General features: G+C 45.1%; 20 protein-coding genes. 10 read left to right on the forward strand and 10 right to left on the reverse strand.

Features of this window, described 5'->3' with window-relative positions:
* Positions 1-200 precede the first annotated feature (200 nt).
* From MHB71_RS25900 to MHB71_RS25910, 3 genes are all read right to left on the reverse strand, one after another.
* A complete protein-coding gene (locus MHB71_RS25900; RefSeq protein ID WP_340028042.1) occupies positions 201-980 on the reverse strand; it encodes an SUMF1/EgtB/PvdO family nonheme iron enzyme in 780 nt (259 codons plus the stop codon).
* Between the two features lie 246 nt (positions 981-1,226).
* Complete coding sequence (locus tag MHB71_RS25905) at positions 1,227-2,672, reverse strand: DEAD/DEAH box helicase (protein WP_036671776.1); 1,446 nt, start codon at positions 2,670-2,672, stop codon at positions 1,227-1,229.
* 224 nt (positions 2,673-2,896) lie between these two features.
* On the reverse strand, positions 2,897-3,253 hold the full coding sequence (locus tag MHB71_RS25910; RefSeq protein WP_340028043.1) for a hypothetical protein: 357 nt from the start codon (positions 3,251-3,253) through the stop codon (positions 2,897-2,899).
* Between the two features lie 342 nt (positions 3,254-3,595).
* Here MHB71_RS25910 and MHB71_RS25915 point away from each other — a divergent pair, with 342 nt between their 5' ends.
* On the forward strand, positions 3,596-4,285 hold the full coding sequence (locus tag MHB71_RS25915; RefSeq protein ID WP_340028044.1) for a hypothetical protein: 690 nt from the start codon (positions 3,596-3,598) through the stop codon (positions 4,283-4,285).
* A gap of 144 nt (positions 4,286-4,429) precedes the next feature.
* Here the strand turns inward: MHB71_RS25915 and MHB71_RS25920 are convergent, their stop codons facing one another.
* Positions 4,430-6,724 (reverse strand): 5'-nucleotidase C-terminal domain-containing protein, encoded by a 2,295-nt coding sequence (locus tag MHB71_RS25920; RefSeq protein ID WP_340028045.1) that lies wholly within the window; start codon positions 6,722-6,724, stop codon positions 4,430-4,432.
* 260 nt (positions 6,725-6,984) lie between these two features.
* Here MHB71_RS25920 and MHB71_RS25925 point away from each other — a divergent pair, with 260 nt between their 5' ends.
* Positions 6,985-7,947: an endo-1,4-beta-xylanase gene (locus tag MHB71_RS25925; RefSeq protein ID WP_100526707.1), complete on the forward strand. Its 963-nt coding sequence runs from the start codon at positions 6,985-6,987 to the stop codon at positions 7,945-7,947.
* A 137-nt stretch (positions 7,948-8,084) separates the two neighbouring features.
* Here the strand turns inward: MHB71_RS25925 and MHB71_RS25930 are convergent, their stop codons facing one another.
* The 3 genes from MHB71_RS25930 to MHB71_RS25940 form a co-directional block, all read right to left on the reverse strand.
* Entirely contained in the window at positions 8,085-9,245 is a 1,161-nt protein-coding gene (locus tag MHB71_RS25930; protein ID WP_282319850.1) for an MFS transporter, read from the reverse strand.
* A gap of 310 nt (positions 9,246-9,555) precedes the next feature.
* Entirely contained in the window at positions 9,556-10,896 is a 1,341-nt protein-coding gene (locus tag MHB71_RS25935) for a glycoside hydrolase family 30 protein (RefSeq protein WP_340028046.1), read from the reverse strand.
* A 310-nt stretch (positions 10,897-11,206) separates the two neighbouring features.
* Positions 11,207-12,724 carry a leucine-rich repeat domain-containing protein gene (locus MHB71_RS25940; protein ID WP_340028047.1) on the reverse strand — a complete coding sequence of 506 codons (1,518 nt, stop codon included), beginning with the start codon at positions 12,722-12,724 and terminating at the stop codon, positions 11,207-11,209.
* Positions 12,725-13,225: 501 nt separating this feature from the next.
* On the opposite strand from MHB71_RS25940, the gene MHB71_RS25945 reads away from it, so the two are divergent.
* The 7 genes from MHB71_RS25945 to MHB71_RS25975 all read left to right on the forward strand — a co-directional run bounded on the left by MHB71_RS25945 (position 13,226) and on the right by MHB71_RS25975 (position 19,294).
* Positions 13,226-14,116: a diacylglycerol kinase family protein gene (locus tag MHB71_RS25945; RefSeq protein ID WP_076252022.1), complete on the forward strand. Its 891-nt coding sequence runs from the start codon at positions 13,226-13,228 to the stop codon at positions 14,114-14,116.
* A gap of 147 nt (positions 14,117-14,263) precedes the next feature.
* Positions 14,264-15,181, forward strand: coding sequence for an aldo/keto reductase family oxidoreductase (locus MHB71_RS25950; protein ID WP_076213731.1), 918 nt, complete (start codon positions 14,264-14,266; stop codon positions 15,179-15,181).
* A gap of 272 nt (positions 15,182-15,453) precedes the next feature.
* Positions 15,454-16,836, forward strand: a complete 1,383-nt coding sequence (locus MHB71_RS25955; RefSeq protein WP_340028048.1) for a transcriptional regulator — start codon at positions 15,454-15,456, stop codon at positions 16,834-16,836.
* A gap of 240 nt (positions 16,837-17,076) precedes the next feature.
* The gene (locus MHB71_RS25960; RefSeq protein WP_017691550.1) at positions 17,077-17,247 is read left to right on the forward strand and encodes an aspartyl-phosphate phosphatase Spo0E family protein; all 171 of its coding nucleotides are present in this window, start codon (positions 17,077-17,079) and stop codon (positions 17,245-17,247) included.
* Positions 17,248-17,346: 99 nt separating this feature from the next.
* A complete protein-coding gene (locus MHB71_RS25965; RefSeq protein WP_036611682.1) occupies positions 17,347-17,727 on the forward strand; it encodes a GntR family transcriptional regulator in 381 nt (126 codons plus the stop codon).
* The gene (locus MHB71_RS25970) at positions 17,724-18,599 is read left to right on the forward strand and encodes an ABC transporter ATP-binding protein (RefSeq protein ID WP_340028049.1); all 876 of its coding nucleotides are present in this window, start codon (positions 17,724-17,726) and stop codon (positions 18,597-18,599) included. The genes MHB71_RS25965 and MHB71_RS25970 overlap by 4 nt, the downstream gene beginning before the upstream one ends.
* Positions 18,596-19,294 (forward strand): hypothetical protein, encoded by a 699-nt coding sequence (locus MHB71_RS25975; protein ID WP_036671757.1) that lies wholly within the window; start codon positions 18,596-18,598, stop codon positions 19,292-19,294. The genes MHB71_RS25970 and MHB71_RS25975 overlap by 4 nt, the downstream gene beginning before the upstream one ends.
* A gap of 163 nt (positions 19,295-19,457) precedes the next feature.
* On the opposite strand, the gene MHB71_RS25980 is transcribed toward MHB71_RS25975, so the two are convergent.
* The 3 genes from MHB71_RS25980 to MHB71_RS25990 all read right to left on the reverse strand — a co-directional run bounded on the left by MHB71_RS25980 (position 19,458) and on the right by MHB71_RS25990 (position 21,930).
* On the reverse strand, positions 19,458-19,976 hold the full coding sequence (locus MHB71_RS25980) for a hypothetical protein (protein ID WP_340028050.1): 519 nt from the start codon (positions 19,974-19,976) through the stop codon (positions 19,458-19,460).
* Positions 19,977-20,026: 50 nt separating this feature from the next.
* Positions 20,027-20,800, reverse strand: coding sequence for an isocitrate lyase/phosphoenolpyruvate mutase family protein (locus MHB71_RS25985; RefSeq protein ID WP_340028051.1), 774 nt, complete (start codon positions 20,798-20,800; stop codon positions 20,027-20,029).
* Positions 20,801-20,877: 77 nt separating this feature from the next.
* The gene (locus MHB71_RS25990) at positions 20,878-21,930 is read right to left on the reverse strand and encodes a trifunctional transcriptional activator/DNA repair protein Ada/methylated-DNA--[protein]-cysteine S-methyltransferase (RefSeq protein ID WP_340028052.1); all 1,053 of its coding nucleotides are present in this window, start codon (positions 21,928-21,930) and stop codon (positions 20,878-20,880) included.
* A 305-nt stretch (positions 21,931-22,235) separates the two neighbouring features.
* On the opposite strand from MHB71_RS25990, the gene MHB71_RS25995 reads away from it, so the two are divergent.
* A complete protein-coding gene (locus tag MHB71_RS25995) occupies positions 22,236-22,613 on the forward strand; it encodes a LysM peptidoglycan-binding domain-containing protein (RefSeq protein ID WP_340028053.1) in 378 nt (125 codons plus the stop codon).
* The last annotated feature ends 97 nt before the right edge of the window (positions 22,614-22,710 follow it).

The following is a 22,710-nucleotide window of genomic DNA, read 5'->3' on the forward strand; positions in this document are numbered from 1 at the left end:
CGATTTGGCTTCTTCTAATAATACCATGGACTTTCCGCCGTCAGTCATTTTGCCCTACTTGTAATACGGTTCAGAGCAATTCTGTGGTAAAGCAACGGGAATAGAAGTTAAAATCGAAGAAAACGTAAAGGCATACGATGTCAGTCAAATGAAGGTCGAATCGAGTCCATTTCAATTCACTTCATGCTCAACGCGTGTTCTCATGGTTTTGTAAGTGCTATTCTAAAGCCAAGGTCATCTATCTTGAAATCGGGCATGCTTTTCCTTCTACTCGTAGAACCACAGTTGTTCTCAACTTCAGCCCAACTGCCTCCCCGGAAGACTCTATAGTCCCCATATCGTTTAGCATCATACAAATCCCAGCACCACTCCCAAACGTTTCCGATCATATCGTAAAGCCCCCATGGATTAGGAAGCAGTTTTCCGACTTGTTGAACTGATCCATTAGCGTTTTCTTGATGCCATGCAATCTTATCGATACTTTCATACCGATATCCCTTGGTTCCCGCTTTACACGCATACTGCCATTCTGCGTCTGATAATAATCGAAAGCCATTCGCTTTTTGGTTATATATAGTGTTCTGACTTTCACCTGTGATTAAGTAGCATTCAGTCCTGCCATGTATTCTGGACAATTCGTTACAAAAGATAAGCGAATCTACCCAAGAAACTTCCGTAATTGGCAGACTATTCGTATTCGGTTCTACTTCTACTACTTCTTCATGATGCATGACAAAATGATACAACTGGTGTGTTACCGGATACTTCATTACATAGAAAGGTTCAATCGTTTCAGTCCAAGTAATAACCTTTCTATCACTTTCTCTTCCAGGGTTTGATAATGTATAATTAGAACTCAGCCATTTATTCGTATTAATATAATCGCGTAATTCAACGGTCCCACCTTCTATTGGTACCATCAAATTCATTAAATCATTTATAAATCGTTCTCTGTTATTTCCGTACTTTTCGATTGTCATATGAAGCCCCCTGTTCACTGTATCGGTTGATATGTGAACTCGAATGATTCTTTATGGAAATAAATACACAATCCAATAACAACGATTCACAAGCAGACCTGTCATAACATCATGTTAGCAGGTCTGCTTGTCTTGTTTAGAGCGTTTAGGAAGGCATGGAGACATAAGTTTGATTGACATAAAAAGAGGAGCAATTTTAAAAAATATACTAAATTGTACCCTATCTATTCGATCCTATTTCTCAAACTATTTATGACCTTTGCGAACCTTAAGCTGCATCTTTTTGATCGTTATGTTTTGCATGAGCTCCAGTACGAGAGGGCCTTTGCCGTTCAGGATCTCTACATCCGTCACATTATCCTGAATCGTAATGATCCCGATATCGTCTGCTGTAACCCCTTCAAGCTTGGCGATGGTACCTACAAAGTCAACGGCACGAAGTTTCTTCTTCTTGCCTCCGTTGAAGTTCAGCTTCATGATCTGTTGGTTCAGCTGTTCACGCTTGTCCTTTTTACGTTCAGGAACGATCTTCAATCGTTTTTCAAAATCTTCTCTGCGGCGATCTACAGCTTCTTCAGAAGGTGCTTTCACAACAGGGATTTCGAATCCAATATAGGATTCAATCTCCGCCAGACGTCTGCCATCTTTCGGTGTAATCAACGTAATGGCTTTACCTGTTTTGCCTGCGCGCCCCGTACGGCCTGTACGGTGAACATATCCCTCTTTTTCCAAAGGAATATCGTAGTTGATGACATGGGTAATATTCGTGATATCGATACCACGTGCGGCTACATCCGTCGCGATCAGATAACGGAATTGTCCACGTCTGAATGCGTTCATCACTTCGATCCGCTCATCCTGCTCCATACCACCATGGATACGATCTGCTGGGTAGTCAAGGTCAGCCATGACACGGAACAGTTTGTCCACATTCTCCTGCGTACGGCAGAACACAATGCAGCTATCCGGATTTTCCACAATGAACAAGTCTTGAAGCAGTGCGGTTTTGTTCACCTCTGGTATGTTAATCACAGCATGTTCAATCGTGGCTGTTGTCAGTCCACTTGCCTTGATCTCAATCTCCACCGGTTTGTTCATGTATTTGCGTGACAGCTTGGCTACATCTTCAGGGAACGTAGCGGAGAACAACATCGTTACGCGCTCCTGCGGCAGTTTCTGAATGATGGACTGTACTGTCTCAATAAAGCCCATATTCAACATCTCATCCGCCTCGTCAATGACGAGATAGGCAATCCGTTCGAGTGGCAGCGTGCCGCGTTCGATATGATCCAGTACCCGACCTGGTGTACCAACAGCCACGTGTGTTCTTTGTTTTAACTCTGCTTTTTGGATATGAAAAGGGGACTGTCCATATAGTGCGGTTGCTTTAATGCGCTTAAAGCGCCCGATATTCGTAATATCTTCGTTAACCTGCAAAGCCAGTTCCCGGGTTGGTGTAAGAATCAAAGCCTGTGGCTTATTCTCATTCCAATCCACCAGCTCGCAGAGCGGAATGCCGTAGGCGGCTGTTTTACCACTGCCTGTCTGTGATTTGACCACAAGATCCTGATTCTCCAGTGCTACTGGAATAACTTTGGTCTGTACCTCGGTTGGTGTCTCATAGCCCAGACTGTCCAGTGCTTTTACGATCTCTTCACCAAGTCCATAATCTTTAAATTGTTGCTCGCTCATCGTTTACCTCTTTTGCGTTAGTTTTTGTACAATTATTGCACCGTACATTTATCGTATACCTCTTCATTATACTCTATATGCAGGCAGGCTAACGGAGTAAATGCTTCAAGTGTGTAAATTGTTTTCATAATTCCTGATTTGAGGGAGCAACCACCCGTTGCTGTTCGTATGTGTATCATAACGTTCCACGTGAAACGAAATGTATCGGCGTATTTTGCTTGGTGTTAATGAATGACCATCTTCACAGCCTTGGTTTGGGGAGGGTAAGATTGAGCAATAACTCCATTGATCCACACTTCTGCACTTCGACCAACGAGGGTCTCATCCAAAGAGACGGTGACAATCTCTTCTTCGATGATGAGTTCGGCGTCCTTGCTGAGCGAGACCCAAATCGGTCCAGAATCAACACCGCCATCTTCTTTATTCTCGATGAGTACCTGACCTCTTTCTTCCTCAAAATCCGTAATAATTCCTCGCACATGTGGCTTCTCTTTCCCTTGTTCCTCGGATTTCTCTGCGCATCCGAGCGTTAGCAGAAGCAAGATGACTGGTAATAAGGATAATCTTCGTAAAATGGACATTGGGTTACTCACCTCTCATCCTTTTTAATACATCTATAACTATGGACGTTACCTGAGGCGACGAAGTTCCTGTATATCAATGGAATAAAGAACAAAAATCACTCCATTGAGGCTGGAACTGAAAAATGGGATATGGTAGCATATGGGTACCCGTAAAAAAGCTATAGGATAATCAATCGTATATTACACGTATGTCGCTAGTCATGAAAGAATTTTTATAATAGTGGTACTTTTATACACTACGTATTACCCGGCCGGAGCGAGTACAACCGAAATTTTAATGGACTGCACAGACATGGATGCCTGTGTTTTATTTTTTTATCAGGAAAAGGGGGATAAGATATGCTGCGAGTCAAGATGACATGTTGGTTGTTAAGTATCGTACTGGCTCTGGTCAGCCTATCCGGGTGCTCGTCCCCTTTTTACGAATCGTTTAATGCCGCAGGGAGCAGGTTATCCTCTGATCGAATGACTGAACTCCGCAAGGAATATCCGCTATCCACTGGCGTGCCCGCGACGATTAACATGAGAGAAGTTAGCTTCAATGAGGTCATGGCGTTTGGGGATGGGGTCGTTGTGGCGGAGGTCGTGAAGGTGTTGCCGAGTTTTCGTGTGGAGCTATCGACTAAACCCGGTACGCCTGAACGAAAGGTGGCTGATAAGGATAGGGCTAATGGAATCACATCCTACCAACCTGAATTCATCTCTTATCAGGTGAAGGTAAATGAAGTAGTAACAGGAGATGATGTACCCGAGGATACTTTTTTATTTTACAACGCTGACTTCGCAGGTGTGGAGTCTGAACTTAAACCAGGTATGAAGATTATCGCTGTAGTCAAAAAGGGGACGACCGGAGAACAGCAGGGGGGATATTCATTCACTCGCTACGGCACGTACTATATTGTCGATGATGACTACGTACTTGCCGCCTACGAGGGGGAATCGGAGGAATTGCGTGATTTTATGGAACAAACGAATGGCATCCAGCTGGACGCTTTTATGGATAAAATCAAGAACCAACCACAAGGCTAGATGACTTCATTCCCCTAGAGCAGTAGAGGAAGGGCCATACGCATAACCATTCGTTTAACATAACAAAGGGCGATCCTGACCATGATATTCATGGGAGAATCGCCCTTTTTCTTTTTCGTTAAGCGTAGTGCGTAACGATTTTACTTATTTCAAAATACTCACGTATTTTCCGTATACAAATGCTACACGTCCATCCAGCTTCACTTTTACCCAGCCGTACTTGTCTGTACTGATCACCTCAAGCAGGGTGCCCTTTGGTACCGCAGCAACGACCTTCGCTTTGGATGAAGCGCCAGCGCGTACGTTCAGGTAAGCCGCAGTAACCTTGGCTTGTTTGCCTTTGATGACAGTTCCCGGTTTACCAGTGCTTGGTGTGGATGGTTTACCAGGTTTCGACGTGCCTGGAGTTGGTGTTGGTTTTGGTACTGTTGGCGTTGTCGGCTTCTCAGGTGTAGGAGTAGTTGCTCCCTCACCACTACCTACTGCTTTGCGAGCCTTGTTCAGCTGTTGATAGAATGCTCCCTTGGTTTTCACGCCTGCGAATTGTGCTGCACTCACACCTGCTTTGGCAGATAGTGTATCAATCTCTTCTTGAGTCACCGCATCCAAAATGTTAATGGAGGCAATGTTGGTGTACTTGCCATCTTCCGTTGTTGGCACAGACATAATGCCATCGTTAATTAACTCCACCACATCTGCACGCTCCGGTGCAGTCAGGTCTACGCCGGTGATTTTCCAGTTGCGTTGAATCTTCGGTTCGTAGACACCTTCCATGACATCTTTCAGATAGGCGATGGACAGGTTGCGAATCGTGCCTTGAATCTCACCAAATGCCGAGGCATCCTTGGAGGACCAGACTTGCTTGAACTTACGCCCTTCCATGGCGCCACCTTTGGCAATCAGCGCTTCCATCCGGTAGGCATTCATACCGAGCTTCAGCGTATCATCTTCTTTGACAACTGATCCATTGCTGTACTTGAGATTTGTAATCCGACTACCGTATGGCTTGGTCAGGTCAATCTCATATGTTACGCCGCCGAAGAAATCATCGGTGCTGTATTTGGAAGCACGTCGTTTCGGATCAAAGCTGACGGTCACATCACCCGGGCGTGTAGAGTTGAAATACCCCGCAGACCACTCCATATAATCCATTAGATCGCGTCCGGTTACTTCATATACGGTCACTTCACCAAAGGTGTATTGGTAGTTGAATGCAATATCCTTTTTCTTAATCGGGCCTACATCCAGCTTGGCTTTGTCGTTATCAATCTGGTGCGCGACCACGTCGGCATCACTGTAATGCAACATCACTTCGGTGAAAAAATCAGACAAAGGTGTTTCCTGGATCTGCACCGCAGGGATACCCTTAATTTCATCGGCAGGCACCAGGTTTGTTCCTTTCAGTTCAGCCACTTCAATGTTGGCATCGGCACGAGCGAACTCGTGGAATGGGTGCAAAGTCTCTTCCAGCGCAGGATCGGAGACTTCATATGTTCCGTCTGCTGCTTTTACAGCGAGTGCTTGAGCTTCTTTGCTTTTCAGCACAACTTTGTCGCCGTCTTTTTCAAATGTCAGATCGATTCGTGAAATATGTGAGCCATATTTATTCGGTTCGGAGATCAATACGCCGTTAACCGTTTGGGATTCAATCAAGGTATGCATGTGTCCGGCAAAAATGGCAGCCAGCTCCGGGTTGGCGTTAGCGATATCCGTCACTCCGGTGCCCGGATTTCCGTTCTCGTTATCCAATCCCATATGCATGAGTCCAACCATGACATCGACTTTGCCTTTCAGCTCAGCAATGGCCTTTTTGGTCTCTTCCACAGGATCTTTGACGATGATGCCGTCCAGGTGATCCGTGCCTTTTTCAAATTCGGTAATCATAGGTGTGTTCATTCCGATAACACCCACTTTGATTCCGTCTTTCTCGATAATCGTATAGGCAGGCATGTAGCGGTCGCCGTTTTCTTTGAAAATGTTACCCACGAGAGGCTGTCCATTGAATTGGGAAGAGATCTTCTCCAGTACGTCCAGTCCAAAGTTAAACTCATGGTTACCCATAACCCATGCGTCATATTTCATTTCGTTCATTGCAACCATCATGGGAGATTGAGGTTGATCATTAAACAACTCAGCCGAGTTATCCTGAATCATGTCTCCTGCATCCAGCAGGATCGTGTTGGGATTCTCCGCACGGACTTTTTTCACAATGGTGTAGAGCTGTGTCATGCTCCCGGTTGGGTTTGGACCGTCCAGAGCATAGTCCCACGGCATAAATCGACCATGTATATCCGATGTACCCAGCAACGTAATCTTGGTCTCCTTGTCTGCCTCAGCAGCCTGAACCGGAGTGGAAGCAAACGGGGCGAACAAAATGGAGGCACATAAGAGGAAAGATAAAGGCCATCCGGCGAAACGTTTCGTTGAAATTTTGCGCATGTTGTAATCTCCCTTGTTATCTAGTGTGTGTAAAGATATGTATCATTTCATACTAGATAAACATGTGGTGAATGTAAACTCCAATGTAAGAGTTATGTTGGATTTAAGTGAGTGAAGCTATAAATAACTTCAGAAAAAGCATTTAAATCTATTTTTTTACAATAAAATACTATAATTTGACAGGTGTTAAAAACCAAAATTATCCAGTAAAATGATGTTTGTAAGCGCTTTACAAAAAAGAATACTAAGGAGGAAAATCATTGATTAAGTCTAAGTGGTTCAAAACAGTCGGCTCACTGGCATTGGTAGGGATTCTCGCTGCTTCTGTTGCGGTTGGTAGTGTGAGCGCTGGTCTGGCGAAAGGTAGCAAATTTCTGGGCAATATTATTGCCAACCAGGTTCCTTCGAATTTTAGCCCGTATTGGAATCAGGTAACTCCGGAGAACTCTACCAAGTGGGATGCTGTTGAAGGCACACGCAACGTAATGAATTGGGGCCAGGCGGATATGGCATACAACTATGCTAACAACAACGGATTCCCTTTCAAGTTCCATACTCTCGTATGGGGAAGTCAGCAGCCAAATTGGATTAACAGTCTCTCAGCCGCAGATCAGAAGGCTGAAGTGACACAATGGATTAAAGCCGCAGGACAGCGCTATTCCAAGGCAGCATATGTGGATGTCGTCAATGAGCCGTTGCATGCCAAGCCTTCTTATCGCAACGCGATAGGTGGAGATGGAGCCACTGGCTGGGATTGGGTAATCTGGTCATTCCAGCAGGCGAGACAAGCTTTCCCGAACGCGAAATTGCTGATCAATGAATATGGTATTATCGGAGATCCGGCTAAAGCAGATCAATATATTCAGATCATCAACCTTTTGAAAAACAGAGGTCTAGTTGATGGTATTGGTATTCAAGCGCATCACTTCAATATGGACAACGTCTCTGTGAACACGATGAACACGGTACTGAACAAGCTCGCGGCTACGGGGCTACCAATCTATGTATCCGAGCTGGATATGACGGGCGATGATAATACACAATTGCAGCGTTATCAACAAAAATTCCCTGTACTTTGGAAGCATTCTGCCGTTAAAGGTGTGACGCTGTGGGGCTACAATCAGGGGCAAACGTGGGTAAATGGTTCACATCTGGTTAATAGCAACGGTACAGAACGTCCAGCTATGCAATGGCTGAGAAATTACCTGGCGAACAATCCTTAAGCGTGCGTATTGACGAGTCGGAGCATCCTTTGTAAATCCGGTAATCATATAACACCAAATAGCGCCTGTTCCACATGTTAAGCATGGGAACATGGCGCTATTTGTGTTAGTGCTTTCTCTCAACAGTGTTCGGCAATTTATGGTGCAGGGAAACATTTAATTTTAATCCAAACCAATACAAAAGCGATCAGTGCAAAGATCATTCCGCTCCAGATCAGTTGATGTATTCCAAGGTTCGCGATGAACCATCCGCCGATAGCAGTACCCAGGGTAATACCGAGGTTGGAAAAGGATACATACAAGCTGTTGCCGAATTCAGGCGCGTCCTGCGCTTCAGCGGTTAACCAGGTTTGGCTTACAATTAATCCTCCTGAATGCACGGATGCCCAGAGGATGACTACAATAACCATCCACATGAAGTGGGGACCGGCCCAATAGACGAGTGCGTAAGCTGCTACATACAGCAGGGGGAACATGAGGACAGTGCGGACCACGCTCTTACGCAGAAACTGTCCAAACCCCAAATTTCCGATGATCATGACGACACCAAAGACGGTCAGCATGACACTGATCCATGATCCGCTCATGTGGGTGACCTGTCCAAGATACTCGGCGAAATAGCTGTATACGGAGAACATGGCGGCGAATATAAAAATGACTGCGGCAACATTCAGCCATAATCCAGGTTTGCGCAGAATACCGAGCTGCTTGCCATAGGACATCTTTTCCTTCACGGGCATCGAGGGTAGCCAGATCCATATGCCGATCAAAGCGACCACACTGACCATCGCTCCAAACAGGAAGGCGATTTCGAGGGATAGGCGTTCAGCAAGATACGATGTCAGTGGCACGCCAAAGGCAAAGCCCGCGGTAACTCCGGTGAATACTTTGGCGACGGCCTGACTGCTTTTCTCTGCCGGAACAAGTTGGGCACTGGTGACCAGGGCTACGGAAAAGAAGACGGGATGGAATAACGCGGGAATGATACGGAAGATAAGCATGGTATCAAATGTTGTGGCGTAGGCATAGACGACGTTTGAAATGGCAAACATCAGCACAGCGGCTAAAAGGATAATTTTGCGATTCATCCCGGATGCCAGTAAGGTGAGAAAAGGGCCTGCTATGGCTACAACCAGCGCAAATATACTGACCAGCCAACCTGCCTGTGCAGCCGAGATACCGAATTTATGCGCAACCTGAGGCAGTACCCCCACGATTCCCATTTCTGTTGTAATAATTCCGAATACCCCGAGTGCCAGCATCAGGATAAGGAGTGGATTGACCTGTTGTGATTTCATGTAAAGCGTACCTCCATTAAATTTAAATATACAGAAAAGTAGATATATTATGCTGAAATGAGCCTGCCTTGCCTCCTTTAATATGATGGACATGAGAGTAAGTTCTCTGGATTACATTATATCTAGATTTATAGATTTGTAAATATAAAAGGTGAAACGTCATTTCTTTAAGTTGTCTTCGGTTTGTGTTCTACAGTAGCAATAATGGTGACAGTAGGCATTGAATGGCCCATGAAAAATAGCGCCGGCCGGGGAATCCTTGGGGCCTGACGCTATTGATGTTCGCGTTTTTAACGATGTGCTGGATTAGTTATTTCGGTTGAATAACCATGCTGTTGAATGAATCGGCTTCCAGATCAATGTGAAGGGTCTGTCCTTCTTCAAGGGTTAGATACAGGTCACGACGGTCCTGGAATGGATTGTTGATGACAATCACGAGACTGTTATCCGGGTTGCGAAAAGCAACGGATTTCCCGCTCCACGCGCCAGACAAGCCGACTCTTCGAGCACCAGGAACAATATGATGCGCGAAGTGTTTCATCACATAATACTCCGGGTTCCGAGTAACCTCCGTCGTGTCTGGATCTATCGTAATCATGGAGTTCTGCTCCCAGCCCCATGTGCTGCGGCCATTGGGTTCCAGAACCATGTTCCAGTAGATGTACGCGTTCACTCCGTTGCTGAAGTAGTGCTGATAGAGATTATATACATACTTGGCATAGTTCCATGAGTTGTTGCCATCACCGCATTCGTTCTCGGTCTGCATATAACGCAGCTCCGGATAACTCGCCGAGGTACGTTGAATCGCATTTTTGCCTGCCCATTGATATCCAACACCTTTGATATAGGAATAGGCCTTCGGGTCACTCAGGACAAGCCCGGCGTACTCGTCGAAGTCATTTGTTTTTTTCTTGATTAATTCCTCCCATGGATCAGGGGCGTTGATCGTTCCCAGCCAGATCTCCGTATCCAGACCGTGTTGGTCAAAAGCCGGGCCCAGATAATCGCCGATAAACTCACGAAGCTGCTCGCCTGTCCACATGCAAGAAGGAAATTTCTGATCTGCAATCACTTCGTTCTGCACATGCACCTGATGGATCGTAATGCCTGCGTCACGGTAAGCCTGTACAAACTTTACGAAATACAGGGCGTAGGCCTCCAGAATATCTTTCTCCCAGCGCAGTGTCCCATAGTTATAGGCTTTGGGCGACTTCATCCACGTTGGCGGACTCCATGGCGAGGCGAAGAATTGCAGGTTCGGGTTATAAGTCAGAGCTTCCTTGATGTAAGGAATCAGATATTTGAAATCACGTTTGATCGAAAAATGTTCCATGGCCACGTCGCCGTCTACCTCGTTGTGGCTGTACCACTGCTCTGCATAATCACTTGCGCCGATCGGCAGGCGACAGATGTTAAACTTGTGCTCGCCCTCCGGATGGAAAAGAGAGTGAAATACCTCATGGCGCTGCTCCTCATTCAAATGGGACAGAGCCATATAACCAAGCTCGTTGAAACATCCGCCAAACCCTTCCACAAGTTGGTGCTGTTCACCCGTGAGTTTTAGGTTAGCGCTTTCATTAGTTGGCACAAAAGATAGCTCTCTCCACGGGCTGTCTTGGGTTGTGGAATAACCAGTGAGCGTGAATGTCATGTGAATTTCCTCCTCGCTTGAACCTCAGTTGTCATATATATTACGTTCAGTATAACAACTCCCACGGCAAAAGAAGATATGCTAAACCGTGTGAAATTTACCCTAATCGAAGATGGAGTATCACGAGTTCGTATTCGCATAGACAGATCGTATGCTGTATTTGCTTGTGATCGGCGATGTCCATATACCATTATCCAATGTCTTAACACAACTGTCATAACACAACAAAATCCCCGCTGATTATTCAGACGGGGACTTGCGCTATGTTTCTCATATTCTCTTATGGCTGCAAATGAACGTGAGACACAACTTAAGGCTGTACACTCTCACCAAGCTGTTTATTTTCAAAAATCAGAATCGTTTTGCTGCTTCCGATGTAACCAACAGAGGTATTGAATTGCTCCGAGATGAAGCGAACCGGTACAAAAGCTTTACCATCTTTCATCAGAAGAGGAGCATCATTGATCGCAAGTGTATCATTCACGACAACTTGTTTGTTACCCACGCTCCAGCGGATGGTCTTATCATTCTGTGTGATCACAGCTTCGCGCGTACCGCTGTTCCAGTTCACACGGGCGTTTAACTGCTCCGAGACAAAACGCAGAGGCACATAGGTCCGGCCTTCATCGATAAAAGGTGCAGCATCCAGTGCATAAGCACGATCCCCAACATAGGCGGTGGTAGACCCTTCGATTAGACGCTGAAAGTTGCCCTGGGGCGTTCGCTTCTGCTCCCGCACATTCATCCGGTTCAGAAGCTGCATCGTATGACTGCCACTCACAACATCCAGATAATTGTTCTGCACCGTGAGTCCGGCAGGCTCAACCTCTGAGACAGAAGTCTGAATACCGGAGGATAACGAGGTAGACGCCGAGATATCCTGTATAACATTTGTCGCTGACTGATCACGGGTAAACGTAAAACCTGCGATCGGTGTCAGATCCCACACCCGGTTGTTGGATAATTTCAATACGTCCAGGCTGGAAAGCTGCCGTAAAGGTTCCAGATCATAGATCTGATTGGACTCTGCATTCAGCTCTGTCAGCCCAGTCAGTTCCTCAAGCCCCTTGAGATGCTGTACTTGGTTACCAGAGATATCAAGTGTCCGAAGGCGTGTCATATGCTCCAGTGGTGTCAGATCCGTGATTTGATTACCTGCCACATTCAGATTCCGCAGTGTATTTGGCAATTCAGCCAGTACGTCCAGCGTCTGAACCTGGTTGTTTGCTACATTGAGTTGTTGGAGCCGGGTTTTACCCATGAGCGGTGTCAGATCGTTAATCGTATTGTTCGAGATCTCAAGCCACTTCAGTGCATCCGCATCCGAGAGGGCCGCAAGACTGGCAATCTGGTTACCGCTGGCGTGGAACGTATGTAATCGGTTGAACCCACGTACAACCTCTATGGAAGAAATGGAATTGTTGCTGATATACAGCCGTCCCAAGTCTTTCAATTCAGCAAGTGCGTCTATAGATGTAATGTAATTGTTGCGAACATCGATCTCGCGAAGCTGGGTTAGGTGCGCCAGCGGTGTGAGATCCTCAATCTCATTTCCATATAATCGGAGGTGTGTCAGGTTGGTTGCATATTCGAGACCGGACAGGCTGTGAATACCCGCATTGCTTAGATCTACCACTTCAAGCTGCTCCAGATCCGTTGAAGTTAATGGCACATCCAGAGGTTTGTTCAGGATTAACTTCAGTCCGTCCTCCAAAGCGGGATCTTCAATGATTCCCTCGCCCAAGTCTGTAGTGGTGTAAGCCATGGCTTGCCCCGATGCCCCGAGACTCAGGATGAATACTAGAAATAATAGCGTCATTCTTCTCATTGCATGCATTCCCTCCGATTTTTAGAATTATAAAATAATCCGAACAGATTGAGTTAGTTAAGTATAGTGAATCAATTTCATAACTCATTAAAATGAATTTTTGTAACTAGATATAGACAAATTGGACCATTTTGATCTATATCTAGCCTTGATTGAAGCAGCTAAAGGTATTATGAAATTGATTCTAGTATCTACACGATAACAGCGACCGGAAGGTTGTTCTGCCAACGGAGTGTTCAGTGTGAATTGAAGAGTTTAACATATACAGGTTCGGCTCAAAGCACATCTATAGTTATTAACCCGTCAACAGGAAAAAGGAACAAGAAATTTCGTAATGGGTATTTCTCTACTTCTATTCTATATGAAACAAACCCTGCTCTGCACTCTTCAGAGACATGTTTATCAAAAAAAATAGAACATCTCCCGCAGACCCTATTCAACCCACCCTTGAAACGGGTAAAGATGAAGTAAAGATGCCATTTTGGAGGGGAAGATGTGAGTATGCGCCAAGCCATGATCATTAGTAATCCATCGTCAGGTAAGGAAGAGGCCGAGCAGTATGTGTCCCAAGTCAGAGAAATTCTGGAGTCACAGCAGTATGAGGTGGTTGTTAATGAGACGGCCGGGGAAGGTGATGCCACCAACTACTGTCTGAGCGCCTGCAAAGACGGCTGTGATCTGGTCATCTCCATCGGAGGCGACGGTACACTGCATGAGACGATTAACGGCATGATGGATCAGGATCATCGCCCCCGATTAGGCGTTATACCGCTAGGTACGGTGAATGATTTTGCGCGTGCGCTGAATATCTCGCTTGACCCGGAAGAAGCCATAAGGCAGTTACGTTCGAATCAGACCCATATCGTGGATTTGGGGGAAATCAATGATCGCCTGTTTGCCAACGTTGTGGCTGCGGGTTCTTTGGCAGAAGCTCTGTTCTCCGTATCCTCGGAAGAGAAGTCGAAGTTGGGATCATTCGCATATCTCAAAGAAGGCTTGAAAGACCTGGTGAATACACCAGCCAATCATCTAACCATTGAATATGACGGACAGCTCTGGGAGGGGGAATCGCCACTTTTTCTGGCGGCGCTGACCAATTCGGTCGGAGGATTCGAGAAGTTATCCCCGGATGCAGAGGTGGACGATGGTCTGATACATTGTTTTGTTGTTCGTAATATCAGTGTGTTCAACAGTCTGACCCTGGGCACCTCCCTATTATTTGGTAGTCTGAAAGACCATAAGGACGTGGACTATTTTACAGCCAAAGAAGTTCATGTTCGCTCAGACGAAGCCATTCGCACTAATGTAGATGGGGAAGAAGGTCCTGCCCTGCCGATTCATATCCGTGTCCTGCCAAGGCATATTGAGGTCATTATACCGGAAGAAGTATAGTTTATTCTTTTGGATCTATAGGCTGGAATGAAGAACCTATCATTTCTCCATATGAATGTAGGATAAAGCTATTGAAACCGATTGCAGATATATGTCACAATCAAAGGTAAGATACACGATAATATTCGAATATGGAGGGAAAACATCTTGAGAACGATTAAATTGGGCAGCAGTGCACTAGAAGTACCTGTAGTCGCGGTGGGCTGCATGCGGATTAATTCACTAGACGGTAAGGAAGCCGAACATTTTGTTCGTTCTGCAATGGAGGTTGGCGCAAATTTCTTTGACCATGCCGACATTTATGGTACAGGAACATGTGAGGAGATCTTCGCCGAAGCAGTACAGATGAATCCCCAAGTTCGTGAAAATATGATTCTTCAATCCAAATGCGGTATCCGCAAAGGCATGTTTGATTTCTCCAAAGAGCACATCCTGAATTCGGTGGATGGTATCCTTCAACGTCTGAAAACGGAATATCTTGACGTTCTGCTGCTGCACCGTCCTGATGCATTGGTTGAGCCGGAGGAAGTGGCTGAAGCCTTTGATCAACTGGAGCGCGAAGGAAAAGTGCGTCACTTCGGGGTATCCAACCAGAATCCGAACCAGATCGAATTGTTGAAAAAATACGTGAAACAGCCACTGGTAGCCAACCAGTTGCAGATGAGTATTACCAATACGACGATGATTGACAGTGGCATTAATGTGAACATGGAGAACGATGCCGCGGTTAACCGTGACGGTAGCATTCTTGATTACTGTCGTCTGCATGATATCACCATTCAGCCGTGGTCCCCGTTCCAGTACGGATTCTTCGAAGGTGTATTCCTGGGTAGCGACAAGTTCCCGGAATTGAATGCAAAGATCGACGAGATTGCTGCGAAGTATGACGTGAGCAATACAACGATTGCAATCGCATGGTTGCTTCGTCACCCTGCGCAGATGCAACCTGTGACAGGCACGATGAATATTGAACGTCTGCAAGACTGTGTAAAAGCAGGAGATGTTCATCTCACTCGTCCAGAGTGGTATGAAATTTACCGTGCGGCAGGCAATATACTGCCTTAAATCCAAGTTATAGTGAGCATGATGACTGCTGAGTCAGTTGAGAACACGAGCCCGTAGATGGCTCGTGTTTTTTGTCTATTTTCAGGTTTGATGTCAGGCGCGTTTCCGATATAAAATAAGGATAGGATTGTCCGTTTTATAAAAGGATTAAAATGGGTTTAATACAAATTAGTTGAAAATATTATATTGACCGATACTTTCTAATTACATATAATTACTTTTGCATACCGATAATCCCGTTTATGTTTTTTATTTTGGAGGGTGGTGTTCGTTTGGAGTCGACAACCACGATACGCGATCACTTGGAAAGTTATCTGAAGCGTGAACAGATGTCCATTAGTCATTTTTCGGAAACGTCAGGGATTAATTCGGGTACGCTCAGCAATATTTTGAATAAAAATCGGCCTATTGCCATGCAGCAGTTGGATCGTATTACTTCCGCCATGAGAATGGAAGAAGGTTACTTCTATGAGTTGTACATAGATGAGTGTTTTGTGCACGCGACCCCGGACTGGCGAAGACTGGGACCCTTCCTTCATCGCTGTGCCGAGTTGGACAAGTTGGACTGTATTGAAGAGGTTATTCGTCTGATGATGGATAATCTATCCTATATTCCTTTGTTATTTGATGTGGCTGAAGAATTCTTCCAAGCGGGTAAATTCAAACCGGCCATTCTTCTATATGAAAACATTGCTGAAAGCGAGAAAATGCAACATTCCGAGCGGCTTGCACTCTGTCAGTATCGACTGTTCCGGTTGGGACTGACTAATGATCAGCACCGGAATCTGATTATTGCATCTCGGTTCGAATATTATGTGGATCGGCTAGATGAACGCTACCAGTTGGATGCGCTTAACGAACTGATTAATGCTTTTGGAGCATTGCATAGATGGGACAAGGTTCAGGAGTTATCTGAAAAATTGAAAATAAAAGCGTCCATCCATTATGAGATGAATGGCCGACGGAAACAAGAAGAGACCAAAAGACCAATTGTTTTCTATATTCTATACTCCGATCTAGCTGCAGGAAGTGCCTGTTATCAATTGAAGGACTACACTGGGGCACTTAAATATGTTTCTTTATATTCGGATAATCGCTGGGTGAGGAACCCGGATAAAGATGAAATCGTTGTTATGAATCAGTTTCAGGAATGGGCTGAAGCTAATCGATATATATATCATTTAATGGGCGGTCATTTTGAGGTGTTACCTGATTATCTGGCGTATATCTCAACGAAGGAAAATGAGATATTCCCAGCGCTGTGTGATATTGTAACAGCGGCTAACCGTTATGATAAGGATATTGATCATGTTCTCAAACAGTATGAATCGTACTTCACTTATCAGGAACAGAGTAACCGAATTGGCAAAGTGAGCAGTCAGGTTACGGATGATCGATATTTACGACTTTTAGCAGATTTGGGTGCATATTATTTAAAGAAAGACGAGTATCATTTAGGTATAGAATTTGTGCTAGATAGTTTAAAATTTTCTATTGAAATTAGCAGTGGACGAGGTATGCTTAGAGGTGTCGGACTGTTCGAGCAATATCGGGAATTTGCATCTGAGACGGCGAAACAGCAATACAAAATGATAATTAGTGAGGTGCAGAAACTCAATGAAGAGAAAGTTGGCTTTGCTGATAGCTACCTGTAGTATCGTTGTATTCATCGTAGCCCCTGCTACGGAACCTGTCCCAGGCAAGGAAATCCCGAACCCCGAAATTATGAGACCCGCTGATCATGGATTTGGAACTTAATGAAAGTAAAGAACGCTTCTGATTTATTCAGAAGCGTTCTTTTTTTGTGTATCAAAGTGGAAGAATAAGTATGTCGTATCTCACATGCGCTTATGATTGGCATAATACACTAAAATATGACAAAAAGGAGGGGTACTATGGATCGCCTGGATTTGATATCACGGATCGAAGATGCCAGACAGTTGTTATATCGCATGCATATGGAATACGGCAGTCTGCTTCATCCGGAAGTGATCCAGCAATCCGTAGTCCTAGACGGGCTTATTAATCAATACAACAGAGCAAAGGTAGGGAAGGCGATGAATTAAGTTCGCCTATTTACATTTTCGTTTTTGTATACTATAGTTAGTTACATGAGTAACTAACCGACTAACTGACTAATGAATACGTATGAAAGTTGGAAGCACATGAAATCGACTTTGGATGAATCTCAGCCTATTTTTCATCAGATTGCTACGATGATTATGGACGATATTGTGGAGGGCAGATTGAAGGTGGAAGAACAGGTTCCCTCAACCAATGAACTGTCACGCTTCTACAATATTAATCCGGCTACAGCCCGCAAAGGACTGCAGGAGCTCGTAGACAAGGGGATTATATACAAACAGCGAGGTGTTGGAATGTTTGTTGCAAAGGGAGCAAGAGAAGCATTGCTCGTTGAACGGAAGCAAGATTTTTATGAAGAATACATCAAGCCTTTACTTGAAGAAGCCAGACGGATTCACATGAATGAAGACATGATCATTGATCTGATTCGTGGCAAGAAGGATAAGGAGAGTGAGTTATGATTCATATGGAGCAGGTCAACTACAGCTACCAGAAGACGCCCGTTCTGAACCAGGTTACGCTACATGAGAGTGAGCCAATCATTAGTGCAATCTGGGGAAGAAATGGAGCGGGTAAAACAACCATGATGAGTTTACTTGCAGGGCATAACCGCCCGGACAGTGGAACCGTTCAGATCATGGGTCAAGACCCCTATAATAATCTGGCTGCCCAAGAGCATCTGTGTTACATCCAGGAGAATCATCCCCTGGGGAAAAATTGGACAGTTAGTGACATGGTTCAAATGGGACAATATTTTCATCCGCAGTGGAATCAGGATTTGGCGGAACGTTTAATCGATGTGTTCGAACTACCGACGAAGAAAAAGATCATTAAATTTTCGAAAGGCATGAAGACTGCTGCCCAGATTATATTGGGTCTTGCCAGTAATGCAAAGATAACCATTCTGGATGAGCCCACCAATGGACTCGATGCTGAGAAGCGTAAATTCTTCTATAATGCGCTACTGGAAAGTTATGAAGATAACCCGCGTCTGATTCTCATATCCAGCCACCATATTGAGGAGATTCAGCCTTTATGTGAGTCCCTTATCGTTTTGCAAGCCGGAAAGGTGTTGTTAAATCAACCGATGGAAGAGATACGCGAAAAAGGAGTTCTTCTAACAGGGGGAATTGATGATATTAACCGAGTTACAGCAGGTGTTAAAGTTATAGAGTCTTCCCAGATGGGATCAACTGTAAAAGTGATGATTGATGAGCCCTACTCGAAAATGTGGAAGGATATCGCTCATTCACAGGGGCTTTCCATTGAGAAAGCGACATTACAAGATTATTTGGTTAACAGGACCCGTAATCAAGAGGGGGTTAAACCATGAACGCAGTAAAAGGTACGAACCGACTGATTCGCGATGATATGCGTTTGTTTCTGAGCATATTTTCATCCATCGCTCTAATGCTCGCCGTTGTATATCTGGCCATTGGCTTCATATTTGATGTCTCGTATGCTACGCAACTGTTTGGTCCCATGTACGGAGGGATATGTGCGTTTGCCATCGGGGGAATGATTACACTGTTTCCGGTTGCGATTGGTATGGGCAGTACACGAATTCAATTCATGAAATCCTTCTATATGAACTCGGTATGGATGGTTGCAGGCACCATGGTCATTTTGCATGTGGCGTATTTCCTCATACACCTGCTTCAGGAAAAAGGAATTGTTGACGTAACCCTTTATCAACCAGGCATGTTGTATTCAAACAAATATCATTTTTTATCCTACCTGTGGATCGATCTGATGAGCGGCTTTCTCGTACTGGGAATCTCTGTCTTCCCAACGGTTTGTTGGATGCGCTTGGGGATGCGTAACTTCTTCATTATGTTCTTCGGGGTTGGCTTGTTCTTTACGCTGATAATTACATTGGGCGATCTTGGTGAGTTTATGTTGTGGATTGCTAGGATCAATCGCATGACATTGTTCACCGTTCTGGGATGTATTGGTGGTGCGCTACTTCTATCTACGTACCCCATGATGAAGAATGCGCCGCTTACCATGAAATCCAAAAAAGACTGACAGGAAACAGTTATAAAGGAACTGGGTAAGGAATCTAAGTGAAATCATTCCGAAATCAGAAAACACGAGTGCGAACACGCCTCGTGTTTTTTGTATCATCCTAAATCATTGGATTTACCTATTCAACAATCTTTATACACAATTCCAAATGAAGGTGCATCCCTTAAGCTTGAGCCTGCGGTTTGAATCCTTCGTCTTTGAGGTACTCGCCGGCTTCGCTACGCGTTTCAAAAGCCATATCCAGATTATCACCGGAATATACATACCACATGTCATCTTCGTATTTTAAAGTCAGCGTATGTCCATCTTCATCGATCCACGTTCCGCCACCCGTAGAGATTGTAGACAATGTAGGGACAGTAGTTTTTACTTGTGCTGGCTCTTGGAATTCAACTGCGTTGGGATTGTGAGACATCGCTTGGATCGTTTCATCTAACAAGGTGCGCAGATCTGCTTCGGAGTAATCACGAATATTGACGAATCCTTTAGCATCGGTCTCATAGTTAGGCAGTAGTCCTGCATAGATATAACCGTTTCCATTAGGGTGAATATGGAGAGCAACAATTTTTTTATCATACGCACTATCCTCGTAGTGGAAATTAACTCGACCGAGAGAAACATCTTTGCGTTGCAGTTGGGGATACGATTGTAGCACTTCTAGCTTTTGTTCCACGTTAAGCATAATTGCCTCCTGTAAATGTTCAATAGAGGTGATTATAACATGCCCTCCTGTTAATTTCCCGATAAAATGTTTCTCCCCAGTTCTTTTAGGTGTTCCATAACTTGCAGATAGGGATATGGCCCGTAGCTTACACGTGCTACACCCAGTGTGGCAAGCTGTTTTGGTGAAGGCTCAGGAGACGTAACCATAACGTTAATTGGAAGCGGTGAACGCTCACACAATTCCTGAATCAGTTCGTGATCCTGCAAACCGGGTACAAACAGACCACTGGCTCCTGCATCTGCATAATGGCTCGAACGTATAAGTGCTTCCTCCAGGAGAGAGTGGTTATGGTGTTCAGGTGCATGTTGCAGAAAAATATCTGTGCGGGCGTTAATGAACAACGGGATGCCTGCCTGCTTCGCAGCTTCCCGGGCGGCGGACAATCTCGGGCATTGCTCCTCCACAGTGTACAATCCCAAGCCCGCGGGAAGTTGATCTTCAATGTTGATTCCTACAGCACCATGATCGATGACTTGCAGTATATTTTGCTTCACTTCTGACACAGACCTCCCATACCCTCCCTCTATATCGATCGTTACAGGCAGATCCACGCTTGCTGTAATCCGTGCGAGATTGGCAAGCACCAGATGGAATGGCATGGCTTCACCATCGCGTTCACCGTGGGCCGCAGCAACGGACCAGCTTCCGGTAGCAATGGCCGTTGCTCCAGCGGATTGGATGGCTTGTGCGCTTCCGGCATCCCACACATTGACCAGAACAAGTGGTTTTCCTTTCACATGGTATTGTTGGAACAACGCTGCTTTTTCTTCTAAGGTACTCATATTATGTTGACTCTCCTTTGTTATATCATGCATTCCTTTGGACATTTGATACGTACTTCATTACTTCATTCTGTTTTTCAGCTACCCTGTTTTTGTTTCTCATGAGTCAAAAGCCAGTTTTTGCGAGTTAATCCCCCGCCATATCCACCCAGTTCACCACTGGCATTGATTACACGGTGACATGGAATCACAATCGCAAGCTGATTGGCCCCATTCGCCTGTGCCACAGCTCGGCAAGCAGTCGGTTTTCCCAGTGCATTTGCAATCTCTTGATATGACCTCGTTTCACCAGCCGGAATGGCCAGCAACTCGTCCCAAACACGCTTTTGGAATGGTGTTCCTAAACAGAACAACGTTGTGTCAAATGCTGTCCGAATACCTTGAAAGTACTCGTTTAGTTCACGCTCAATGGACTGGATGGGAGCTGTAGTGCCGGGTACAATCGCTGATTTGGTTCGTTTGCGCAGACGCTCAACTTCGCGTTCCAGACCTCTGCGGTCCACAAATTCCAGTAAATATAGCGACTCCTCATCAGCAATGGCCATCATCGGGCCGAGGCGGGTGTCAATCCAGGACGCTTTTAGGATATGTCCTTCATCGACTTGTGTAGGGGCAGCACCCATGATCCGTGAAAAGGCATCGCGGAAGCCGCTGCTTGATTCATATCCAGTAGATAATTGGCTATCAATCACGGTGCGGCCGGAGCGAATATTTTTCAGGGCAAGACCCATGCGTCGGGCGCGAGCATATTCGACAAAGGTCATGCCGAACCGCTTCTTGAACTGACGGCGCGCCGTGGATTCATCGATGGAGAGGGCCTTGAAATCCTGTCCTTTCCAGCGTTTCTCCGGATTTTTCTCCACAGCTTCCACTAATATGCGAACGACATCGGATACTTGGTTAGGGTGAGAAAGTGGACGACAGCGCTGGCAAGGGCGATAAGAGGCCAGAAGTGCCTGTTGAGCCGTCTCATAGAATTCGCAGTTTTCGAATTTTGGCTTTCGCGCAGGGCATGTGGGACGACAGAACACACCTGTGGTTCGGACTCCAACATAGAATAAACCCTCGTATTCCGAATCCTTGGCCACAAGGGCCTCGTAATATTGTTCCTTTAGATCAGCAGAAATCATGGGGGCACGTCCTTACTCATTAGAATCTTTATCTATAACCTATTATAGAAAAACGTTGCAGCAAGCATCGCCGAAAATCAGGCATGAATATTGGATAAATTGAATCGGATATAACATTGAAATTCGGTTGTTCAGAATTTGTTTAGAGTGAACTGGTAGTATAGACCTATCAGGGTAGGGTGACTTAGGCAAAGATACCTATATAGTGAAAAAGTGAGTTATTGATCATTCATTGTTATAGGAAAAATACATAGGTAAACATGAAATTAAAGATTAGCGGAATGAAAGTCTGGAGGTCGAATAGAATGAGATATTCTACGTACAAAAGTATTTATGAATCCGTTTATACCAAAACGTCCGAGTCTCGCACCATGTATGTTAAAGGTCAATTCATGCAGCTTGTGAAGACGCTAACCTGGCTAATGAAGATCGTCACTATAACTCTAATTATAATCATAGGGTGTAGTGCTGTATTCACTGCATTTGCCGGAGATGAGCAATTGTTGTCGGGGGACCAGATCGTTGTATCTCAGGGAGATACACTGTGGGGCATTTCATTGGTACATAAACCTCAGCAGATGGACACTCGTGTGTATGTAGAAGCTATCAAGAAAGTGAACAAAATTGAGCATAACGCCATTCAGATTGGACAAGTGTTGGTCTTACCTGGGTTCGATCGATAAATTAAACAGTGCATGACGTCATGAACAGAGTTCTTTTTTTACTCATCGAGGTGCAGTGACATACTGAATTTATTAATCATTTACATATAATGGAGCT

The organism is Paenibacillus sp. FSL H7-0940 (assembly GCF_037979415.1).
Lineage (GTDB): Bacteria > Bacillota > Bacilli > Paenibacillales > Paenibacillaceae > Paenibacillus > Paenibacillus amylolyticus.

Coding starts and splice junctions, on each gene's coding strand:
- MHB71_RS25940 (WP_340028047.1), bottom strand. CDS start 12,724: ATGAGAAGAATGACGCTATTATTTCTAGTATTCATCCTGAGTCTCGGG.
- MHB71_RS25905 (WP_036671776.1), bottom strand. CDS start 2,672: ATGAGCGAGCAACAATTTAAAGATTATGGACTTGGTGAAGAGATCGTA.
- MHB71_RS25980 (WP_340028050.1), bottom strand. CDS start 19,976: ATGCTTAACGTGGAACAAAAGCTAGAAGTGCTACAATCGTATCCCCAA.
- MHB71_RS25995 (WP_340028053.1), top strand. CDS start 22,236: ATGAGATATTCTACGTACAAAAGTATTTATGAATCCGTTTATACCAAA.
- MHB71_RS25960 (WP_017691550.1), top strand. CDS start 17,077: ATGGATCGCCTGGATTTGATATCACGGATCGAAGATGCCAGACAGTTG.
- MHB71_RS25930 (WP_282319850.1), bottom strand. CDS start 9,245: ATGAAATCACAACAGGTCAATCCACTCCTTATCCTGATGCTGGCACTC.
- MHB71_RS25900 (WP_340028042.1), bottom strand. CDS start 980: ATGACAATCGAAAAGTACGGAAATAACAGAGAACGATTTATAAATGAT.
- MHB71_RS25910 (WP_340028043.1), bottom strand. CDS start 3,253: ATGTCCATTTTACGAAGATTATCCTTATTACCAGTCATCTTGCTTCTG.
- MHB71_RS25945 (WP_076252022.1), top strand. CDS start 13,226: ATGCGCCAAGCCATGATCATTAGTAATCCATCGTCAGGTAAGGAAGAG.
- MHB71_RS25915 (WP_340028044.1), top strand. CDS start 3,596: ATGCTGCGAGTCAAGATGACATGTTGGTTGTTAAGTATCGTACTGGCT.
- MHB71_RS25965 (WP_036611682.1), top strand. CDS start 17,347: ATGAAATCGACTTTGGATGAATCTCAGCCTATTTTTCATCAGATTGCT.
- MHB71_RS25985 (WP_340028051.1), bottom strand. CDS start 20,800: ATGAGTACCTTAGAAGAAAAAGCAGCGTTGTTCCAACAATACCATGTG.
- MHB71_RS25920 (WP_340028045.1), bottom strand. CDS start 6,724: ATGCGCAAAATTTCAACGAAACGTTTCGCCGGATGGCCTTTATCTTTC.
- MHB71_RS25935 (WP_340028046.1), bottom strand. CDS start 10,896: ATGACATTCACGCTCACTGGTTATTCCACAACCCAAGACAGCCCGTGG.
- MHB71_RS25990 (WP_340028052.1), bottom strand. CDS start 21,930: ATGATTTCTGCTGATCTAAAGGAACAATATTACGAGGCCCTTGTGGCC.
- MHB71_RS25975 (WP_036671757.1), top strand. CDS start 18,596: ATGAACGCAGTAAAAGGTACGAACCGACTGATTCGCGATGATATGCGT.
- MHB71_RS25970 (WP_340028049.1), top strand. CDS start 17,724: ATGATTCATATGGAGCAGGTCAACTACAGCTACCAGAAGACGCCCGTT.